We start from the raw sequence: 18,536 nt of genomic DNA, 5'->3' as shown, positions 1-18,536 counted from the left end.
AAGAGGCCAGACCTGCTGACATCAATCCACCTTTGGCAACTCAATCACAAACCGCGTCCACCCCTTATCCGACTCACAACGAATCTGCCCGCCATGGGCGCGGATGATCGACTGGGTGATCGCCAATCCCAATCCCGCATGTTCACTGCTGCCTTCGCGGCGCGCCGGGTCCGCCCGGTAAAAACGATCGAACAAACGCGGCAATAACGCTTGGTCAATCGCGTTTGCGCTGTTCTCGATACTCAGGCTCAGGCCTTTGGCGATATCGACAATCCGCACCCTCACTTCACCCGCTGGCGGGGTAAACCGCAGCGCATTGTCCAGCAGATTGGAGAGCGCGCGACGCAGCATGCTGCGGTCCCCGGCAAAACGCGCGTGGCCTTCACGGGTCAGGCTGATCTGTGTTTCCTCCGCCAGCGGTGCGAAAAACTCCAGCAACAGGTCCACCTCGTCCCCGAGCTCCAAAGGTTCGCGCTTGGGGATGAGCAACCCGTGATCGGCTTTGGCCAGGTACAGCATGTCGTTGACCAGTTGCGCCATCCATTGCAGCTCTTCGAGGTTGCTGTGCAGCGCCTCGCGATAATCTTCCAGCGGACGTGGGCGGGTGAGGGTGACCTGGGTGTGGGTCAGCAGGTTCGACAGCGGTGTGCGCAGTTCATGGGCGATGTCGGCGGAAAACGCCGACAGCCGCTGGAACGAATCGTCGAGACGCTCGAGCATGGCGTTGAAGGTGTGGGCCAGTTCGGCGAGTTCGGCCGGCATCTGATCGTGGGGCAGGCGTTTGGTCAGCGAACTGGCGGATACGCTGGCAGCGACCTCACTCATGCGTCGCAGTGGACGCAAACCGCTGCGTGCCGCCCAGGCACCCAGTAACGCGGTGACGAGCGCTGAGAGGCCAACCGTCAGCCAGATCAAGTGCTGCATGCGTTGCAGGAAGTGCTGGTGGTGCGTGATGTCGAGCAGCAGGGTCAGTTGCGGGGAGTCCGGCTTGTCCGGCGCAAGCGCAGCGCTGTAGACCCGGTAAGTGCTGTCGGCGCTTTGCCGGCTGTGCAAGCCGGGCTCGGACGGCAAGTCAGCGGGCAGGGCGCTTGAGCTGGTGAACCAGACGCTGCCATCTGCGGCACTGACCCGCAGCGACAGGTCCGGTTGATGGTTGAGTTCATCCTGCAGCCGGGCTTTGCGTTCGGCAAAGCGCGCCGGATCATCGGCGCCCTGCAAGGCGCTGCGCAGGGCGATCAGTTTGCCGTCGAGCAGTTGCTGGTCGAGTTCGATGAAGTGCCCTTCGCTGGCGCGGCTGAAAAGCACGCCGGCCAACAACGAAACCACCGCAGTGCAGGCGGCAAACAACAACGCCAGGCGGCTGCTCAGGGAAAGCCGGCGCATCAGGCCGGGCGCTCTTCAAGGACGTAACCCATGCCACGCACGGTATGAATCAATTTGTTCGGGTAGTCATCGTCGATTTTCAGGCGCAAGCGTCGAATAGCGACCTCAATGACATTGGTGTCGCTGTCGAAATTCATGTCCCAGACCTGCGAGGCGATCAAGGATTTGGGCAGCACTTCGCCCTGACGCCGCAACAGCATCTCCAGCAAGGCGAACTCCTTGGCGGTGAGGTCGATGCGCTGACCATTGCGTTCGACCCGCCGACGAATCAGGTCCAGGCGCAAATCGGCCAGTTGCAGGCTGGTTTCTTGAGGTGTGGCGCTGCCTCGGCGCAACAGACTTCGCACGCGGGCGAGGAGTTCGGAGAACGCGAAGGGCTTGACCAGATAGTCATCGGCGCCCAGTTCGAGGCCATGCACGCGGTCCTCCACGGCGTCGCGGGCGGTCAGAAACAGCACCGGCATGTCCAGGCCTGCGCTGCGCACCGCTTGCAGAATCTGCCAGCCGTCGCGACCGGGTAGCATCACATCCAGGATCAACAGCGCGTAATCGCCGCTCAGCGCCAGGTGCTGGCCGGTGGTGCCATCGGCCACCAGTTCGGCGTTGAAGCCGGCTTCACTCAGTCCCTGGCGCAGGTATTGCCCGGTTTTCGGTTGGTCTTCGACGATCAGCAGTTTCATGGGCGACTCATGGCAAACGGACAGGAGCTTTATACCGTGGGCGGCTGCGATGTGGCGCAACCTGACAAAGTTGTAATCCAGCAGTCAGTTGGCTGGCCGCGGCGCGCTATTAGAGTATCCCAAAGCTTACCGTCAGCCAGTAAGCGCTTCGCACTCAAAGACGGGAGCAAAGGCTGATAGACTTGTCGGGTTTATTTAGTCAGGTTTCCGCCATGCATCCCGCAGCCGAACACTCGCCGCTGGGCAAGTCCAGTGAATACATCTCCACGTACACCCCGTCTTTGCTGTTCCCGATCCCGCGCGCGGCGAAATGGGCCGAGCTCGGCTTGAGCGCCGACACCCTGCCTTATAAGGGTGTGGACTTCTGGAACTGCTTCGAGCTGTCCTGGTTGCTGCCGTCCGGCAAGCCGGTGGTGGCCATCGGCGAATTCAGCATTCCGGCCGATTCGCCGAACATCATCGAGTCGAAGTCCTTCAAGCTGTACCTCAATTCGCTGAACCAGACGCCGTTCGCTGATCGCCAAAGCCTTGAAGCAACCTTGCAGGCAGATTTGTCGGCTGCGGCCGGCAAGCCGGTGGGCGTGCGGATTCGCAGCCTGGGTGAAGTCCAGGCCGAAGGTGTGGCCGGGTTGCCGGGTGTCTGTATCGACGAGCTGGATGTCAGCGTCAGCGACTACGAGCAGCCGCGTCCGCAATTGCTGCGTTGCGATGATTCGCGGGTGATCGAGGAGAGCGTGCACAGCCATCTGCTCAAATCCAATTGCCCGGTGACTGGCCAGCCGGATTGGGGCAGCGTTGCGGTGGAATATCGTGGCGCAGCGCTGGATCACGCCAGCCTGTTGGCCTATCTGGTGAGCTTCCGTCAGCACGCGGACTTCCACGAGCAATGCGTGGAGCGGATCTTCCTCGACCTGCAACGCCTGCTCAAGCCGGAGAAACTCACGGTCTATGCGCGTTACGTGCGCCGTGGCGGTCTGGATATCAATCCGTACCGCAGCACTGAAGTGGTGGAGTTGCCGAACCTCAGATTGGTCCGCCAATGAAGATCTAATGTGGGAGCGAGCTTGCTCGCGATGAACGATGACGCGGTTTTCCTGATGAACCGCGGTGTCCGCATAGCGAGCAAGTCGGATCGCCGCACCGCCGCTCCCACATTGGGTTGGCGGTGATCGCCAGGTTGCGTTCAATACCGCAAAAACGAAAAAGCCCCGCTTTAACGAGCGGGGCTTTTGTATGGGGGGTGTTTTAGATTCCCATATTACCGAGCGCTAGCACGATATTGCGCAAGGTGCCGGCAATCGCGGGATGATCAACTTCGAAGCGTTCTACGGCGAGATTGACGCCATCGGCCAGGCTGGTGTCCTGGGTTTTTCTCTCAAGTTCGATCTCGAGTTCGATCTGTTGCATCAGCAATTGCAGATCGGCGCGTTCTGCTTCCGAAAGCGGTGGGTTCTGCTCCAATTGCTCGCGCAGGGTCTCGAGCTGTTTTTGCAGGTCGCGGGCAGGCATGGCGTTCTCCCTTTATTGATAGGCACAGGGATGGACCGCTACAGCAGACTAAAGGTCCATACCCTGACCTTAGAGTAATCCACTCCATCGCAGCGTGCATGATCTCGATCAACATCAGCCGATCAGGGCTTTTCACCCTTGAGTCGCCGCAGGCCGATATCTGCCAGGCAGGTGCCGAGTTCGCCCAAATGGTCGATCACCGAGTGCACGCCGAGGCCGAACAGTTGCAGCGTCGCCTTGCCGCGTTTGTGCTCGCGCTCTTGCTGGCTCAACGCTTGCCATTCGCTGGGCGCTAACCCGCACAGCGAGCCGCATGAGGCCAGGCCAATGGTCCAGAGCCCGGCGTTAAGGCCCGACTGCAGCAAGCGCGGTTCACCGCTGACCAGCACGCAGCCGTCCAGGCGACTGACATTCAGTGCCATCAACGCCTGCCAGCAGGCGTTCGGAGCAGGCCATTGACTGGCGATTGCGGCGCTATCGGTGGGTTTGATCCAGTCCGGCAGCGATGCCGAGAGCGAGTGACTGACCGCCTGCGGCAGCTCATCGAGCCAGGCGCAGGGGATGCCCTGGCGTTGCAAGCTATGCAGGATGTCCAGCGCGCCAGGGGTGGCCCTGGCTGGGTCGTGGGGAGGCTGATCGGCGCTGTGCTGGCGGGTCCGGGCACCAAAATCGACCAGGCAGCCACTGAGGCCAAAGAGCACAGCGGTCAGGGCAGGTGCGGCTACGGGTAAGGCTTGAGCGTGCGGCATATCGACGTCCCTGAAATAGCCTCTCAGGCTAGTCGTTGCCGATGACAGTTGAGTGACATCTGTATGAATGGGGCAGAGCGAAGCCGAGTCTGCCGTAAGGCATCTCTCGGGATGCTGCGTAATAGAGCTGATCCGTCTTATACTAGCGCGCTTATTGCCAGGGCAAAGTCCCCGGGACAGAAATATCCAAGGAGTTTTTGCTATGCGCTGGAGCAATCGTCTAGCTCGACTATGTGTGTGTGCCAGCGTCATGCTGGTGCCGTTTATTGCTCAGGCAGCAACGGAAGAAGATCCTTGGGAGAGCATCAATCGGCCGATTTTCCGGTTCAACGACCTGCTTGATACCTATGCACTGAAACCCCTGGCGCAGGGCTATCAGGCGGTCACGCCGCAGTTCCTTGAAGACGGCATCCACAACATGTACCGCAACATCGGTGACGTCGGCAACCTGGCCAACGATGTGTTGCAGGTCAAGCCCCAGGCTGCGGGTGTCGACACCGCGCGACTGATGTTCAACACCACGTTCGGTGTGCTCGGCTTCTTCGACGTCGGGACCAAAATGGGTCTGCAACGCAACGACGAAGACTTCGGTCAGACCCTTGGTTACTGGGGTGTGGGCAGCGGTCCGTATGTGATGCTGCCGTTCTTTGGCCCGAGTACTCTGCGTGACGCTCCCTCCAAATACGTGGACGGCTACACCGAACCCTACCGTTACATGAATGACATTCCGGCGCGCAATATGGCAATCGGCATGGATGTGATCGATACCCGCGCCAGTCTGTTGTCGACCGAGAAGCTGATCAGCGGCGACAAATACGTGTTCATCCGCAACGCCTATCTGCAGAACCGCGAATTCAAAGTCAAAGACGGCCAGGTCGAAGACGACTTTTAAGCCTGACCCTGCAAGCAACGAAGGCGGCCAGTTGGCCGCCTTCTGCGTTTCGTGCGGTTTGTCTTCTCGCCGACAACGAAAAGGGGAAGCCGACAGGCTTCCCCTTTTGTGTTGTCGCGTGTGACTTAGATCACCTGAACGATGGCCTTGGTCACCACGTCGATGTTGCTCTGGTTCAGCGCGGCGACGCAGATGCGGCCGGTGTCCAGGGCGTAGATGCCGAACTCGGTGCGCAGGCGGGTGACTTGCTCAACGGTCAGGCCGGAGTAGGAAAACATCCCACGCTGACGACCGACGAAGCTGAAGTCACGGCCAGGCGCTTTTTCCGCCAGCAGGTCGACCATTTGCGTGCGCATGCCACGAATGCGCAGGCGCATTTCGGCCAGTTCCTGCTCCCACTGGGCGCGCAGTACCGGGCTGTTCAGCACGGCGGCAACGATGGTTGCACCATGGGTTGGCGGGTTGGAGTAGTTGGTGCGGATCACGCGTTTGACTTGCGACAGTACGCGCGCGCTTTCGTCTTTCGATTCGCTGACGATCGACAGCGCGCCAACGCGCTCGCCGTACAGCGAGAAGGATTTGGAGAACGAGCTGGAGACGAAGAAGGTCAGACCCGATTCGGCGAACAGACGCACAGCTGCAGCGTCCTCATCAATGCCGTCGCCAAAGCCCTGATAGGCCATGTCGAGGAACGGCACGTGGTTTTTCGCCTTGACCACATCCAGAACATTTTTCCAGTCGGCCGGGCTCAAGTCGACGCCAGTCGGGTTGTGGCAGCAAGCGTGCAGCACAACGATCGAGCGCTCAGGCAGAGCGTTGAGGTCTTCCAGCAGGCCGGCGCGGTTCACGTCGTGAGTCGCGGCGTCGTAGTAGCGGTAGTTCTGCACCGGGAAACCGGCGGTTTCGAACAGTGCGCGGTGGTTTTCCCAGCTTGGGTCGCTGATGGCGACGACGGCGTCAGGCAGCAGTTTCTTGAGGAAGTCGGCACCGGTTTTCAGTGCGCCGGTACCGCCAACGGCTTGGGTGGTGATGACCCGGCCGGCGGCGATCAGCGGTGAATCAGCGCCGAACAGCAGCTTTTGCACCGCCTGATCGTAGGCGGCAATACCGTCGATCGGCAGGTAGCCGCGGGAAGCGTGTTGAGCTACGCGAATCGTCTCGGCTTCGTCAACGGCACGCATGAGTGGGATTTTTCCCTCTTCGTTGCAGTAAACACCGACCCCCAGGTTGACCTTGTTGGTACGGGTATCGGCATTGAATGCTTCGTTGAGGCCCAGGATTGGATCGCGTGGTGCCATTTCGACAGCGGAGAACAGGCTCATTATTGCGTGGCTCTGAATGGAGAGTGGAGGGAGGTGTAGCGCTCCAGCCGAATGCACTAGAGCGGTGCACAAACGGGGAGCTAGTATAGAGGCCATCACCGATCGCTGCGACAGGCGATTGGGCTTTTCGGGCAAGTTTTTCGGATTTTTTCTCGGCCGTTTGTCATGTTACAACGTCAAAGGGCTTAGGGGGATGTAGGACGTTTAGCTTGAAACCCGTGGCATTTGGCTCCACATCTAGCACAATCCAGTTTTTTCCCGGCGACATCTGTCGTTTGCGGTCTTTCTCGTTGCTGTTCGGTTTTACCGTGCAGGCCTTCACCAGAGGTACATTATGTCTGACTTCCAGCTAGTCACCCGCTTCGAGCCCGCTGGCGATCAGCCGGAAGCCATCCGCTTGATGGTCGAGGGCATCGAGGCCGGACTGGCGCACCAGACGTTGCTCGGTGTGACCGGCTCGGGCAAGACCTTCAGCATCGCCAACGTGATCGCGCAGATCAACCGCCCGACGCTGGTGCTGGCGCCGAACAAGACTCTGGCGGCGCAGTTGTACGGGGAGTTCAAGGGGTTCTTCCCGAATAACGCGGTGGAGTACTTCGTTTCCTACTACGACTACTACCAGCCTGAAGCGTACGTGCCGTCCTCCGACACCTTTATCGAGAAAGATGCGTCGATCAACGACCATATCGAACAGATGCGGTTGTCCGCGACCAAGGCCTTGCTGGAGCGCAAGGACGCGATCATCGTCACCACGGTCTCGTGCATCTACGGCCTGGGCAGCCCGGAAACCTATCTGAAGATGGTGCTGCACGTGGATCGCGGCGACAAGCTCGATCAGCGCGCCTTGCTGCGCCGGCTCGCCGACCTGCAATACACCCGCAATGACATGGACTTCGCCCGTGCGACCTTTCGTGTGCGCGGCGATGTGATCGATATCCATCCGGCGGAATCCGATTTTGAAGCGATCCGCATTGAACTCTTCGATGATGAAGTGGAGAAGATTTCCGCCTTCGATCCGCTGACCGGCGAAGTGATCCGCCAGCTGCCGCGTTTCACTTTCTATCCGAAAAGCCACTACGTGACGCCGCGAGAAACCCTGCTGGGGGCCATCGAAGGGATCAAGGTCGAGCTTCAGGAGCGTCTGGAGTATCTGCGTTCCAATAACAAGCTGGTGGAAGCGCAACGTCTGGAGCAGCGCACCCGTTTTGACCTGGAGATGATTCTCGAGCTGGGTTACTGCAACGGCATCGAAAACTACTCGCGCTACCTGTCGGGCCGCGAGTCCGGTCAGGCGCCACCGACCTTGTTTGACTACTTGCCCGCCGATGCCTTGCTGGTGATCGACGAGTCCCACGTCAGCGTGCCGCAGGTCGGCGCCATGTACAAAGGCGACCGTTCGCGCAAGGAAACCCTGGTGGAATACGGTTTCCGCCTGCCGTCGGCGCTGGACAACCGGCCGATGCGTTTCGACGAGTTTGAAAGCATCAGCCCGCAGACCATTTTCGTTTCGGCAACGCCTGGTAACTATGAGGCCGAGCATGCCGGTCGAGTGGTCGAGCAACTGGTGCGGCCGACCGGTCTGGTGGACCCGCAGATCGAGATCCGTCCGGCGCTGACTCAGGTCGATGATTTGCTCTCGGAAATCAGCAAGCGCGTGGCACTGGAAGAGCGGGTGCTGGTGACTACGCTGACCAAGCGTATGTCCGAAGACCTCACCGATTACCTGGCTGATCATGGCGTGCGGGTACGCTATCTGCACTCGGACATCGACACGGTGGAGCGGGTGGAGATCATTCGTGATCTGCGCCTTGGCACTTTCGACGTGCTGGTGGGGATCAACCTGCTGCGTGAAGGTCTGGACATGCCCGAGGTGTCGCTGGTGGCGATTCTCGACGCGGACAAGGAAGGCTTCCTGCGGTCCGAGCGTTCACTGATTCAGACCATTGGCCGTGCGGCGCGTAACCTCAATGGCCGGGCGATTCTCTACGCTGACCGGATCACCGGGTCGATGGAGCGGGCGATTGGCGAGACCGATCGTCGCCGCGAGAAGCAGATCGCCTTCAACCTGGCCAACGGCATTACCCCTAAAGGTGTGTTCAAGGACGTTGCCGACATTATGGAGGGCGCTGTCGTACCGGGTTCGCGCAGTAAAAAGCGCAAAGGCATGGCCAAGGCCGCCGAGGAAAGCGCCCGCTACGAAAACGAACTGCGCTCGCCGAGCGAGATCTCCAAGCGTATTCGTCAGCTCGAAGAGAAAATGTACCAGTTGGCGCGGGATCTGGAGTTCGAGGCCGCCGCGCAGATGCGCGACGAGATCGGCAAGCTGCGGGAGCGGTTGATGGTGGTTTGATCTGTTTGGAGGTCAGTCAATATTGATGTGACCTCCCGATTATTCGCGGGCAAGCCCGCTCCCACAGGTTCTGCGCGATCCTTGTGGGAGCGGGCTTGCCCGCGAAGGCGTCCTGGAGGGCAGCGCAGAAGCCTTCATTGAGCGGTGTTAGAGCGGTTTGCAGTCTCAACCCCGGCTTAAATACCCTGCTCACTGGAGCCGGGTCGGTCCCGCCTGTTACCATTCGCCCCCTGTTTCATCTCCGCTTTTCATATTCTTTTCGAGACATGCCATGACCACCGTCCGCACTCGCATCGCGCCATCGCCTACCGGCGATCCCCACGTCGGCACCGCTTACATCGCTTTGTTCAACTATTGCTTTGCCAAGCAGCATGGCGGTGAGTTCATCCTGCGGATCGAAGACACCGATCAATTGCGCTCGACTCGCGAGTCCGAACAGCAGATTTTCGATGCCTTGCGCTGGTTGGGCATCACCTGGAGCGAAGGTCCGGATGTCGGCGGCCCGAATGGCCCGTACCGCCAGAGCGAGCGCGGCGATATCTATCAGCAGTATTGCCAGCAGCTTGTAGAGCTTGGCCATGCCTTCCCGTGCTTCTGCACTGCGGAAGAACTGGACCAGATGCGCGCCGAGCAAATGGCCCGCGGCGAAACCCCGCGTTACGACGGCCGTGCGCTGTTGCTCTCCAACGAAGAAGTCGCGCGCCGCCTGGCCGCTGGCGAGCCGCACGTGATCCGCATGAAAGTGCCGACCGAAGGCACCTGCGTGGTACCGGACATGCTCCGTGGCGACGTCGAGATCCCGTGGGATCGCATGGACATGCAAGTGCTGATGAAGACCGACGGCTTGCCGACGTACTTCCTCGCCAACGTGGTCGACGATCACCTGATGGGCATTACCCACGTTCTGCGTGGCGAAGAGTGGCTGCCATCGGCGCCGAAACTGATCCTGCTCTATGAATACTTCGGCTGGGAACAACCGCAGCTGTGCTACATGCCGCTGCTGCGTAACCCGGACAAGAGCAAGCTGTCCAAGCGCAAGAACCCGACCTCGGTGACCTTCTACGAGCGTATGGGCTTCATGCCGGAAGCGATGCTCAACTACCTGGGTCGCATGGGCTGGTCGATGCCCGACGAGCGCGAGAAGTTCTCGCTGCAGGAAATGGTCGACAATTTCGATCTGTCGCGGGTTTCCCTGGGCGGGCCGATTTTCGATGTCGAGAAGCTCTCCTGGCTCAACGGCCAGTGGCTGCGTGACCTGCCGGTGGAAGAGTTCGCTGCTCGCGTGCAGAAGTGGGCACTGAACCCTGAATACATGATGAAGATCGCCCCGCACGTGCAGGGCCGGGTTGAAACCTTCAGCCAGGTCGCACCGCTGGCCGGTTTCTTCTTCGCCGGTGGTGTGAACCCGGACGCCAAGCTGTTCGAGTCCAAGAAGCTCTCGGGTGATCAGGTGCGTCAGTTGATGCAGTTGATCCTGTGGAAGCTGGAAAGCCTGCGTCAGTGGGAGAAAGACAGCATCACCGCGACCATTCAGGCGGTGGTCGAATCCCTCGAGCTGAAGCTGCGGGACGCCATGCCGCTGATGTTTGCCGCAATTACCGGTCAGGCCAGCTCGGTGTCGGTGCTCGATGCGATGGAAATCCTCGGCCCGGACCTGACGCGTTTCCGTCTGCGCCAGGCCATCGACTTGCTCGGTGGCGTGTCGAAGAAGGAAAACAAGGAGTGGGAAAAACTCCTGGGCGCTATTGCCTGAGAGGCTGCGTAAGGGATTGATGGCCATTGCGTCCGGGCGCGTAGTGGCCATTGTGCCCCCGGAATTCCGGGGGTTGGACGGTAAGTGATTGTTATGCCGACGAAAAATTTTGAAATTTGTTGAAAATTTATTTGACAGGTTCCCGTCTCGCGCTTAACATGCGCCCCGTCCACAACGTGGGGCTATAGCTCAGCTGGGAGAGCGCTTGCATGGCATGCAAGAGGTCAACGGTTCGATCCCGTTTAGCTCCACCAAATTGTACAGTTCAAGGTCTGGCCACACCGGCCTTGAATCGATCAGGCTCAGTCTGATCAGTTGTATAGAAGGGTTACGTCCCCTTCGTCTAGTGGCCTAGGACACCGCCCTTTCACGGCGGTAACAGGGGTTCGAGTCCCCTAGGGGACGCCAGTTTTACAGAAGCAGTATTGAAAGATGCTGCTCCGCCGCGAGGCGAAAAATCCGGGGCTATAGCTCAGCTGGGAGAGCGCTTGCATGGCATGCAAGAGGTCGACGGTTCGATCCCGTCTAGCTCCACCAATTTTACAGTTCAAGGTCTGGCCACACCGGCCTTGAATCGATCAGTTCTCAGCACTGATCAGTTGTATAGAAGGTTTTGCGTCCCCTTCGTCTAGTGGCCTAGGACACCGCCCTTTCACGGCGGTAACAGGGGTTCGAGTCCCCTAGGGGACGCCACGATTACCCGCTTTGCGGGATTTATAGGGGTCATTCAATTATTGAATGGCCCTTTTGTTTGTCTGGCGTTCGCCAATTCTTCTTTTCTTCAGCTCTGATCTCAACTCTCTGTTCTCAGCTTTTTTTTAAATGAAGTGACTCTTCTGACCAACGGGCACATCAAAGGCTTGCGAAAATTTATTATGAGAATAATATTTCAATCGTAATATTCGGAGGCAACGATGAACGACAAGAAAGCACAAACCCGCGAACGAATCCTCAAGGCCGCAAGTTCTGCGCTGATCCAGCGTGGTCCGGCCGAACCGAGCGTGGGAGAAGTGATGGGCGCCGCCGGGCTTACGGTGGGCGGCTTCTATGCGCACTTCGAAAGCAAGGATGCGCTGATGCTGGAGGCGTTCAAGCAACTGCTCGCTCAGCGCCGCGACTTGATAGCGCAAATGGATTCCGAGTTGACCGGCGAAGAGCGTCGCGCCTTGGTCGCCGCGTTCTACCTGTCGCGCAAGCACCGTGATTCAACGGACCATGCCTGCCCGATCCCGGCTTCGATCGGGGAGCTGGGCCGGCTGCCGGACGACTTTCGTCAGGCGTTGAATGAGCACATGGAGCTGATGGTCGCGCAACTGGCGGCCAGCCCGGAAGACATCGATAAAGTCCTGGCCGACATCGCCTTGATGGTGGGTGGTCTGGCGCTGGCGCGTGCTCTGGGTGCCGGAGAGTTATCCGATCGACTGTTACGTGCCGCCAAGTCGGCGGTGCTTTGACCTGAAGCGTTAGCCTGAGGAGATGAGCGATGAGCACTTTAAGCTGGGTTCGTGGCATTAATGGCACCTTGGGCTGGTTTGCACCGCGATTGGTAGCGCGCAAGATGCGTCTGGCATTCATGACGCCGCGCGAGCTGCCGCCACGGGATTGGGAATTGCCGCTGCTGGCGAAGTCCGAGCGGATCACTTTGCGGTTCGGGCTTTCGGCGTTGCGCTGGGGTCAAGGTCCGACCGTTTTGTTGATGCACGGTTGGGAAGGGCGGCCGACGCAGTTTGCCAGCCTGATCACCGCGCTGGTCGACGCCGGTTACACCGTGGTCGCGCTGGATGGCCCGGCCCATGGTCGATCTCCTGGTCATGAGGCGAATGTGGTGTTGTTTGCCCGCGCCATGCTCGAGGCCGCAGCGGAATTACCACCGCTGCAAGCCGTCATCGGTCACTCCATGGGTGGCGCCAGCGCGATGCTGGCGGTCCAGTTGGGCTTGCGCACCGAAACCCTGGTCAGCATCGCCGCGCCGGCCCGCATATTGGCTGTGCTGCGTGGATTTGCCCGCTATGTACGCTTGCCGCCGAAAGCGCGTTCGGCGTTTATCCGGCAAGTTGAGCAGGAGGTCGGCATGCAGGCGTCCCGGCTCGATGTGGCCCACTATCAATTGGATATGCCAGGGCTGATCGTGCATGCCGAGGATGACTGCTTTGTCCCGGTCAAGGAATCGCAGTTGATTCATGAGGCCTGGTTTGACAGCCGTTTGCTGCGTCTGGAAGCGGGGGGGCATCAGCGTGTACTGGCTGACCCGCGTCTGATCGACGGTGTGCTGGCTTTGCTGGCCGGGCGCAGTCTGCAATCGCGCCAAACCGCTTGAGCATCCGTTACACTGCCCCGGTCGAATTTATCTGACCGGGGAGTGGGGCATGGGCTGGGATCTGGCAACGCCATTTATCATTGATCTGCAGGTGGATGCCGAGGACATCGACGGGCTCGGGCATGCCAACAACGCGGTGTATGTCACCTGGCTCGAACGCTGCGCCTGGCGTCATTCACAGCGTCTGGGGCTGGACCTGACCGAGTATCGGCGACTGGACCGGGCGATGGCTGTGGTGCGCCACGAGATCGATTACCTGGTTGCCGCCTACGAAGGCGATGAATTGCAGCTGGCGACCTGGATCGTCGATTGGGATCAGCGTTTGAAAATGACCCGACGCTTTCAGTTGGTCCGCCCAAGCGATAACACCACCGTGCTCCGCGCCCAGACCACGTTCGTCTGCATCGAACTGTCCAGCGGCAAGCCCAAGCGTATGCCGGCGGAGTTTATCGAGGGTTATGGCCCTGCGTTGCAAGTCACGGCTTAGCACCGACCCCTGTGGCGAGGGAGCTTGCTCCCGCTCGGCTGCGCAGCAGTCGCAAAACCAGCGCCTGCGTTCTTTCAGAAGAAACTCGGCGTCTGATTTTAGGGCCGCTGCGCGCCCCAGCGGGAGCAAGCTCCCTCGCCACAAATGCGAGGCATACCTCTTTCACCTGTAAACCCAGTAAACTGCCGCACGTTTTTCGTTGAGTGTTATCCATGCAAATTGCTTTGGCGCCCATGGAGGGGTTGGTCGACAACATCCTGCGGGACGTGTTGACCCAGGTTGGCGGTATTGATTGGTGTGTGACCGAATTCATCCGCGTCAACGATCGTCTGCTGACCCCGGCTTACTTCCACAAGCTGGCTCCTGAATTGCTCCACGGTGCGAAGACCGCTGCCGGTGTGCCGCTGCGCGTGCAATTGCTCGGCTCTGACCCGGTATGTCTGGCCGAAAACGCCGCACTGGCCTGCGAGCTGGGCTCGCAAGTCATCGACCTGAACTTCGGCTGCCCGGCCAAGACCGTCAACAAGTCTCGCGGTGGCGCGGTGTTGCTCAAAGAGCCGGAACTGCTGAATGCGATCGTCGCCGAAGTCCGCCGCGCGGTGCCGGCGCATATCCCGGTGACGGCCAAGATGCGCCTGGGCTTCGATAGCCCGGACGGCGCGTTGGTGTGTGCCACGGCCCTGGCCGAGGGCGGCGCCGCGCACATCGTCGTGCATGCCCGGACCAAGACCGACGGTTACAAGCCGCCTGCCCATTGGGAGTGGATTCCGCGAGTCCAGGAAGTGGTCAAGGTGCCGGTGTTCGCCAATGGCGATATCTGGAGCGTCGAAGACTGGCGCCGCTGCCGCGAGATCAGCGGTGTCGAAGACATCATGCTCGGTCGAGGTCTGGTGTCGCGTCCGGATCTGGCGCGGCAGATTGCAGCGGCGCGGGCCGGCGAAGAGGTTGTCGAGATGTCCTGGGCCGATCTGCAACCGATGCTTCAGGAGTTCTGGGCGCAAGCCGTCGCACAACTGACGCCACGTTCGGCGCCGGGCCGTTTGAAGCAATGGCTGGCAATGCTGACTCGTAATTATCCTGAGGCGGTTGAGCTGTTCACGGCAATGCGCCGGGAAACCGATCTGGATCAGGTCGGGCGTTTACTGGGCGTTCGGCGCACCGAAGCGGCCTGAAATTTCATAAAAAGGTCTCTTGAAAACGGTGGGTCAATCCTTATCTCTTTTGTACGCGATGCCGAATCCGGGTCGCGGAGATAACCACTTGCTGAATTTTCAGGAGATTGATCATGAATACTGCATTTTCCTGGGCTCCACTGTTCCGTTCGTCGGTTGGCTTCGATCGTTTCAACGATCTGTTCGAGTCGGCGCTACGCAATGAGCCAGGTAGCACCTATCCACCCTACAACGTCGAAAAACACGCGGAAGATCACTACCGCATCGTGATTGCCGCGGCCGGTTTTCAGGAAGAAGACCTGGAGCTGCAAGTCGAAAAAGGTGTATTGACCATCAGTGGCGGCAAGCGTGATGCCAACGAAGACGTCACTTACCTGTATCAAGGTATCGCTCAGCGGGCCTTCAAACTGTCCTTCCGCCTGGCTGACCATATCGAGGTCAAGGCTGCGGGCCTGAGCAATGGGCTGTTGAGTATCGACCTGTTGCGTGTCGTGCCGGAAGAGGAAAAAGCCCGGGTCATCCCGATCAGCGGGACGGATAAACCGGCGCTGGAGCATTGATTTTTTGTGGCGAGGGGGCTTGCCCCCTCGCCACAAGTTTTGCGTTCGGCACCCGTTATTTAAGCAACTTCCTGAACTCCTTCAGCGGCAACGGCCGGCTATGCAGGTAGCCTTGATACAAATGACAGCCCAGGCCTTGCAGGAATTCAAGCTGCTCAGGGGTTTCCACCCCTTCGGCAATCACCGCCAGCCCAAGGCTGAGGGCCATGGCGACGATGGCGCGGATGATTTCCGCGTCGTTCGGGTCGCTGGTGGCGTCGCGGACGAAGGACTTGTCGATTTTCAGTGCGTCCACTGGCAGGCGCTTGAGATAAGTCAGTGAGGAATAACCAGTACCGAAATCGTCCATGGCAAAGCTCACGCCGAGTTTCTTCAAACGACGCATTTTGGTGACGGTGTCATCGAGGTTCTGGATCACGATACCTTCGGTGATCTCCAGCCTCAGTAGCGAGCAGGGCAGTTGATGGTTGCTCAGGCTGCGTTCGACTCGTTCGACAAAGTCGTTCTGGCGAAACTGCCGTGGGCTGATATTGACGCAGAGGCTGAAGTTGAGCGGGTCGATCCGGCCTTTGTCGATCAGTTGGCGGAAGGCCTGGCAGGCCTCATCGAGTATCCAGGTGCCGACCTCCAGGATCAGCCCGCTGTCTTCCAGTACCTTGATGAACTCTGTGGGTGATTGCGCGCCCAGTTCGGGGTGTTGCCAGCGAACCAGTGCTTCGGCGCCCACTATGCGGTTGTCGCGGGCGTCGACTTGTGGCTGGAAGTGCAGGCTGAACTCGCCTCGCGTGAGGGCCAGGCGCAGGTCGGTTTCCATGCGCAATCGCTCGCTGGCGGCTTTTTGCATGCTGCCATGGAACATTTGCGTGGTATTGCGCCCTGAATCTTTGGCGCGGTAGAGCGCGATGTCCGCGCGCTTGAGCAGGTCGGCCGGGGTCGAGCCGTGATCGGGAATCAAGGCGATGCCGATGCTCGGTGTGACTTGCAGTCGTTGACCGTCGAGGAACATCGGTTCGGACAGCAGTTCGCGCAAGGTGTCGGCCAGCGCCCGTACTTGATCGCTGACTTCGCTGCGCGTGCCTTCCAGGCCGCTGAGCAGTACCACGAACTCGTCGCCGCCCAGACGCGCGACGGTGTCCTCCATGCGCACGCTGGCTTCGAGCCGGGCGGTGATGATCTTCAACACCGTATCGCCCACCGGGTGGCCGAGGGAATCGTTGATGTGTTTGAAGTGATCGAGGTCGAGGAACAGCAGGGCGCCACGCAGGTTGTGGCGTTTGAGCAGCGCGATCTGCTGGCTCAGACGGTCCATCAGCAATGCACGGTTGGGCAGATTGGTCAGTGGGTCGTGGTAAGCCAGATGGCGGATCTGCGCCTCGGCATTCTTCAGCAGGCTGACATCCCGCGCCGTCAGCAGCAGGCAGGGGGTTTCATTCAGGGTGATGGGCTCGACCGAGACCTCGACCGTGAGAATGTCCCCGCGCTTGTTACGGCCGAGCATTTCCAGGTGATGAACCCGGCCTTTTATCCGCAATTCAGCGAGCAGGGCCGAGCGCTGTTGCTCTTCGGCCCAGATACCAACCTGATACACCGTGCGTCCAAGCACTTCGTCCGCGCGGTAGCCGGTCAACCGGCAGAAACCGTCATTGACCTCCAGGTAGCGCCCGGTGTCGCGTTCGGTGATGGTAATGGCGTCGGGGCTTGAGTGGAATGCCTTGGCGAACTTCTCTTCGCTGGCCTTGAGTGCGGCCTCGGAGCGTTGCTGTTGGGTGATGTCGCGCAGCGTGGTGACGATGCAAGGCTGGTCGCCGACGCTGATCTGGCGACTCGAGATCACACAGGTCAAGGCGTGCCCGTCTTTGTGATGAACAATCACCGCGACATTGTTCAGTGCCTGCTCGCGGATGACTTGCTCGATACGCTGCCGGCGCTTCGCCGAGTCGTCCCAAAGCCCGATCTCGTCGGCGCTGCGGTCCATGACGTCGGCGGCGGTCCAGCCAAATGTCTGGGTGAAACTGGAATTGATCTCGATGAATTGACCGGTGTCCTGACGCGTCACGCAAATCGGGTCCGGGCTGACCTGGAACAGGCTGGCGAACTTCTCTTCGGAGGTGATCAGGCGTTGCTCGCGCTCAACCTGGTCGGTGATGTCGAGCAAAGTGCCGGCCATGCGTAACGGATTTCCGTCTTCGTCGCGGTAGAGCCGGGCGCGGCTTTCCAGGTAGCGCGAGCTGCCGTCTTCCATCTGCACGCGATAGGTCAGCTGATAGTTGCCGGCCGGTCCCTCGCGCAGGCTGCGGTAGGCGTCGCGCATGCTATCGCGCTCCTCACCGGGGACGCCTTCGAAAAATGCATCGAAGGACTCGTGAAAAGGCTTGGGTTCCAGGCCATGCAGCTGAGCGGCGCGGGCCGAGCCATACAGCATGCCGCTGGGGATGTGCCAGTCCCAGGTGCCCAGTTGGGCGGAGTCCAGTGCCAGGTCGAGGCGCTCCTGGCTGTCCTTCAGGGCTTGCTCGGCGTTTTTGCGTTCGCTGGTGTCGAGGAAGGTGCTGAGCAGATAGGGCTGACCTTCCAGTTCGACTTTTTGGGCGCTGAGAATACCGTCGAGGATTTGCCCGTTGCTGGCACGGAACTGCACTTCCATGTTGATCAGTTCGCCTTTGGCCTTGGTGGCTTTGATCAGCTCGGCGCGCTGCTCCGGATGGACCCAGAGCCCCAGCTCCAGGGTCGTGCGGCCGATCGCGTCTTGCACCGGCCAGCCGAACAGGCTTTCAAAGTATTGATTGGCCTCGCTGATCAGGCCGTCTTCCTGACGGGTCAGCAGCACCATGTTCGGACACAGATGAAACAGCGTGGCGAAGCGTTTTTCCGAGCTGCTCAAGGCTTGTTCGCGCTGGCGTTGATGGGTGATTTCGCGGATCACGCCGATCATTCGCGGTTTGCCATTCTTGTCCGGCAGCAGACTGCCATTGATCTCCAGCCAATGCAGGCTGCCGTCCGGCCAGCGGATCCGGTGGTGCAGCGCCTGCTCCAGTGGCGCGCCGGCGACCACCGCCTTGAAGGCGCGCAAGGCTTTGGCCCGATCCTCGATGGGCAGCAGGTCGAGATATTCCAGGTCGGCCGGCAGCGGTTGCCGCGGATCGAAGCCAAACAACGCCTGAGTGCCGCGTGACCAACTGATTTGCCCGCGTTCTATGTCCCAATACCAGGCGCCCAGATGTGCACCGTTCAGCGCGGCGAGCAATTGCGGGGCGCTTTCCCAGCTCTGTTCCGAGGTTTTCGGGTCGAGCGCCTGAATACGCGGCATCGGGGGCGTGGGACGAGTGCGGTCAGCAGGTTTGTGCATTGGCAGCAGGCCTTGGGCT

15 protein-coding genes and 4 tRNA genes are annotated in these 18,536 nt (G+C 60.0%); 13 read left to right on the top strand and 6 right to left on the bottom strand.

Annotation, left to right across the window (positions count from 1 at the left end):
- Positions 1-21 precede the first annotated feature (21 nt).
- Both AC3I0A_RS18605 and AC3I0A_RS18600 read right to left on the bottom strand, forming a co-directional pair.
- Positions 22-1,383, bottom strand: a complete 1,362-nt coding sequence (locus tag AC3I0A_RS18605; RefSeq protein ID WP_489373684.1) for a heavy metal sensor histidine kinase — start codon at positions 1,381-1,383, stop codon at positions 22-24.
- On the bottom strand, positions 1,383-2,063 hold the full coding sequence (locus AC3I0A_RS18600) for a heavy metal response regulator transcription factor (RefSeq protein ID WP_489373683.1): 681 nt from the start codon (positions 2,061-2,063) through the stop codon (positions 1,383-1,385). Before AC3I0A_RS18600 ends, AC3I0A_RS18605 begins: the two co-directional genes overlap by 1 nt.
- Positions 2,064-2,275: 212 nt before the next feature.
- Here AC3I0A_RS18600 and queF point away from each other — a divergent pair, with 212 nt between their 5' ends.
- Entirely contained in the window at positions 2,276-3,106 is an 831-nt protein-coding gene (gene queF, locus AC3I0A_RS18595) for an NADPH-dependent 7-cyano-7-deazaguanine reductase QueF (RefSeq protein WP_489373682.1), read from the top strand.
- 202 nt (positions 3,107-3,308) lie between these two features.
- Here the strand turns inward: queF and AC3I0A_RS18590 are convergent, their stop codons facing one another.
- Both AC3I0A_RS18590 and pcrP read right to left on the bottom strand, forming a co-directional pair.
- Positions 3,309-3,572 carry a DUF4404 family protein gene (locus AC3I0A_RS18590; protein ID WP_489373681.1) on the bottom strand — a complete coding sequence of 88 codons (264 nt, stop codon included), beginning with the start codon at positions 3,570-3,572 and terminating at the stop codon, positions 3,309-3,311.
- A 122-nt stretch (positions 3,573-3,694) separates the two neighbouring features.
- Positions 3,695-4,321: an HAD superfamily inactivated hydrolase PcrP gene (pcrP, locus tag AC3I0A_RS18585; protein WP_489373680.1), complete on the bottom strand. Its 627-nt coding sequence runs from the start codon at positions 4,319-4,321 to the stop codon at positions 3,695-3,697.
- Positions 4,322-4,523: 202 nt separating this feature from the next.
- Between pcrP and AC3I0A_RS18580 the strand changes: the two genes are divergently transcribed.
- Positions 4,524-5,213, top strand: coding sequence for an MlaA family lipoprotein (locus tag AC3I0A_RS18580; protein ID WP_489373678.1), 690 nt, complete (start codon positions 4,524-4,526; stop codon positions 5,211-5,213).
- A gap of 125 nt (positions 5,214-5,338) precedes the next feature.
- On the opposite strand, the gene AC3I0A_RS18575 is transcribed toward AC3I0A_RS18580, so the two are convergent.
- Positions 5,339-6,535 (bottom strand): amino acid aminotransferase, encoded by a 1,197-nt coding sequence (locus AC3I0A_RS18575; RefSeq protein WP_489373677.1) that lies wholly within the window; start codon positions 6,533-6,535, stop codon positions 5,339-5,341.
- A gap of 334 nt (positions 6,536-6,869) precedes the next feature.
- Between AC3I0A_RS18575 and uvrB the strand changes: the two genes are divergently transcribed.
- The 11 genes from uvrB to AC3I0A_RS18520 all read left to right on the top strand — a co-directional run bounded on the left by uvrB (position 6,870) and on the right by AC3I0A_RS18520 (position 15,174).
- Positions 6,870-8,885, top strand: coding sequence for an excinuclease ABC subunit UvrB (gene uvrB, locus AC3I0A_RS18570; RefSeq protein WP_489373675.1), 2,016 nt, complete (start codon positions 6,870-6,872; stop codon positions 8,883-8,885).
- A gap of 271 nt (positions 8,886-9,156) precedes the next feature.
- On the top strand, positions 9,157-10,638 hold the full coding sequence (gene gltX, locus AC3I0A_RS18565; protein WP_489373673.1) for a glutamate--tRNA ligase: 1,482 nt from the start codon (positions 9,157-9,159) through the stop codon (positions 10,636-10,638).
- Positions 10,639-10,816: 178 nt separating this feature from the next.
- Positions 10,817-10,892 (top strand) — tRNA-Ala (locus tag AC3I0A_RS18560).
- Between the two features lie 78 nt (positions 10,893-10,970).
- Positions 10,971-11,046, top strand: a tRNA-Glu gene (locus AC3I0A_RS18555).
- A gap of 53 nt (positions 11,047-11,099) precedes the next feature.
- Positions 11,100-11,175, top strand: a tRNA-Ala gene (locus AC3I0A_RS18550).
- Positions 11,176-11,255: 80 nt separating this feature from the next.
- A tRNA-Glu gene (locus tag AC3I0A_RS18545) sits at positions 11,256-11,331 on the top strand.
- 221 nt (positions 11,332-11,552) lie between these two features.
- Positions 11,553-12,092: a TetR/AcrR family transcriptional regulator gene (locus AC3I0A_RS18540; RefSeq protein ID WP_489373672.1), complete on the top strand. Its 540-nt coding sequence runs from the start codon at positions 11,553-11,555 to the stop codon at positions 12,090-12,092.
- A 29-nt stretch (positions 12,093-12,121) separates the two neighbouring features.
- Entirely contained in the window at positions 12,122-12,955 is an 834-nt protein-coding gene (locus AC3I0A_RS18535; RefSeq protein WP_489373671.1) for an alpha/beta fold hydrolase, read from the top strand.
- Between the two features lie 49 nt (positions 12,956-13,004).
- A complete protein-coding gene (locus tag AC3I0A_RS18530; protein ID WP_489373670.1) occupies positions 13,005-13,442 on the top strand; it encodes an acyl-CoA thioesterase in 438 nt (145 codons plus the stop codon).
- Between the two features lie 212 nt (positions 13,443-13,654).
- On the top strand, positions 13,655-14,614 hold the full coding sequence (locus AC3I0A_RS18525) for a tRNA dihydrouridine synthase (protein ID WP_489373669.1): 960 nt from the start codon (positions 13,655-13,657) through the stop codon (positions 14,612-14,614).
- A gap of 113 nt (positions 14,615-14,727) precedes the next feature.
- Positions 14,728-15,174, top strand: coding sequence for an Hsp20 family protein (locus tag AC3I0A_RS18520; RefSeq protein ID WP_489373668.1), 447 nt, complete (start codon positions 14,728-14,730; stop codon positions 15,172-15,174).
- A gap of 55 nt (positions 15,175-15,229) precedes the next feature.
- Here AC3I0A_RS18520 and AC3I0A_RS18515 read toward each other — a convergent pair whose 3' ends face one another.
- Positions 15,230-18,517, bottom strand: coding sequence for a PAS domain S-box protein (locus tag AC3I0A_RS18515; RefSeq protein ID WP_489373667.1), 3,288 nt, complete (start codon positions 18,515-18,517; stop codon positions 15,230-15,232).
- Positions 18,518-18,536 lie beyond the last annotated feature (19 nt).

The organism is Pseudomonas sp. KH_024_B2, assembly GCF_057839965.1.
This window is presented reverse-complemented; position numbering and strand designations above follow the sequence as displayed.

Excerpts from the sequence above, each read along its gene's own strand:
- AC3I0A_RS18605 (WP_489373684.1), bottom strand. The coding sequence starts at position 1,383 with ATGCGCCGGCTTTCCCTGAGCAGCCGCCTGGCGTTGTTGTTTGCCGCC.
- AC3I0A_RS18600 (WP_489373683.1), bottom strand. The coding sequence starts at position 2,063 with ATGAAACTGCTGATCGTCGAAGACCAACCGAAAACCGGGCAATACCTG.
- queF (WP_489373682.1), top strand. The coding sequence starts at position 2,276 with ATGCATCCCGCAGCCGAACACTCGCCGCTGGGCAAGTCCAGTGAATAC.
- AC3I0A_RS18590 (WP_489373681.1), bottom strand. The coding sequence starts at position 3,572 with ATGCCTGCCCGCGACCTGCAAAAACAGCTCGAGACCCTGCGCGAGCAA.
- pcrP (WP_489373680.1), bottom strand. The coding sequence starts at position 4,321 with ATGCCGCACGCTCAAGCCTTACCCGTAGCCGCACCTGCCCTGACCGCT.
- AC3I0A_RS18580 (WP_489373678.1), top strand. The coding sequence starts at position 4,524 with ATGCGCTGGAGCAATCGTCTAGCTCGACTATGTGTGTGTGCCAGCGTC.
- AC3I0A_RS18575 (WP_489373677.1), bottom strand. The coding sequence starts at position 6,535 with ATGAGCCTGTTCTCCGCTGTCGAAATGGCACCACGCGATCCAATCCTG.
- uvrB (WP_489373675.1), top strand. The coding sequence starts at position 6,870 with ATGTCTGACTTCCAGCTAGTCACCCGCTTCGAGCCCGCTGGCGATCAG.
- gltX (WP_489373673.1), top strand. The coding sequence starts at position 9,157 with ATGACCACCGTCCGCACTCGCATCGCGCCATCGCCTACCGGCGATCCC.
- AC3I0A_RS18540 (WP_489373672.1), top strand. The coding sequence starts at position 11,553 with ATGAACGACAAGAAAGCACAAACCCGCGAACGAATCCTCAAGGCCGCA.
- AC3I0A_RS18535 (WP_489373671.1), top strand. The coding sequence starts at position 12,122 with ATGAGCACTTTAAGCTGGGTTCGTGGCATTAATGGCACCTTGGGCTGG.
- AC3I0A_RS18530 (WP_489373670.1), top strand. The coding sequence starts at position 13,005 with ATGGGCTGGGATCTGGCAACGCCATTTATCATTGATCTGCAGGTGGAT.
- AC3I0A_RS18525 (WP_489373669.1), top strand. The coding sequence starts at position 13,655 with ATGCAAATTGCTTTGGCGCCCATGGAGGGGTTGGTCGACAACATCCTG.
- AC3I0A_RS18520 (WP_489373668.1), top strand. The coding sequence starts at position 14,728 with ATGAATACTGCATTTTCCTGGGCTCCACTGTTCCGTTCGTCGGTTGGC.
- AC3I0A_RS18515 (WP_489373667.1), bottom strand. The coding sequence starts at position 18,517 with ATGCACAAACCTGCTGACCGCACTCGTCCCACGCCCCCGATGCCGCGT.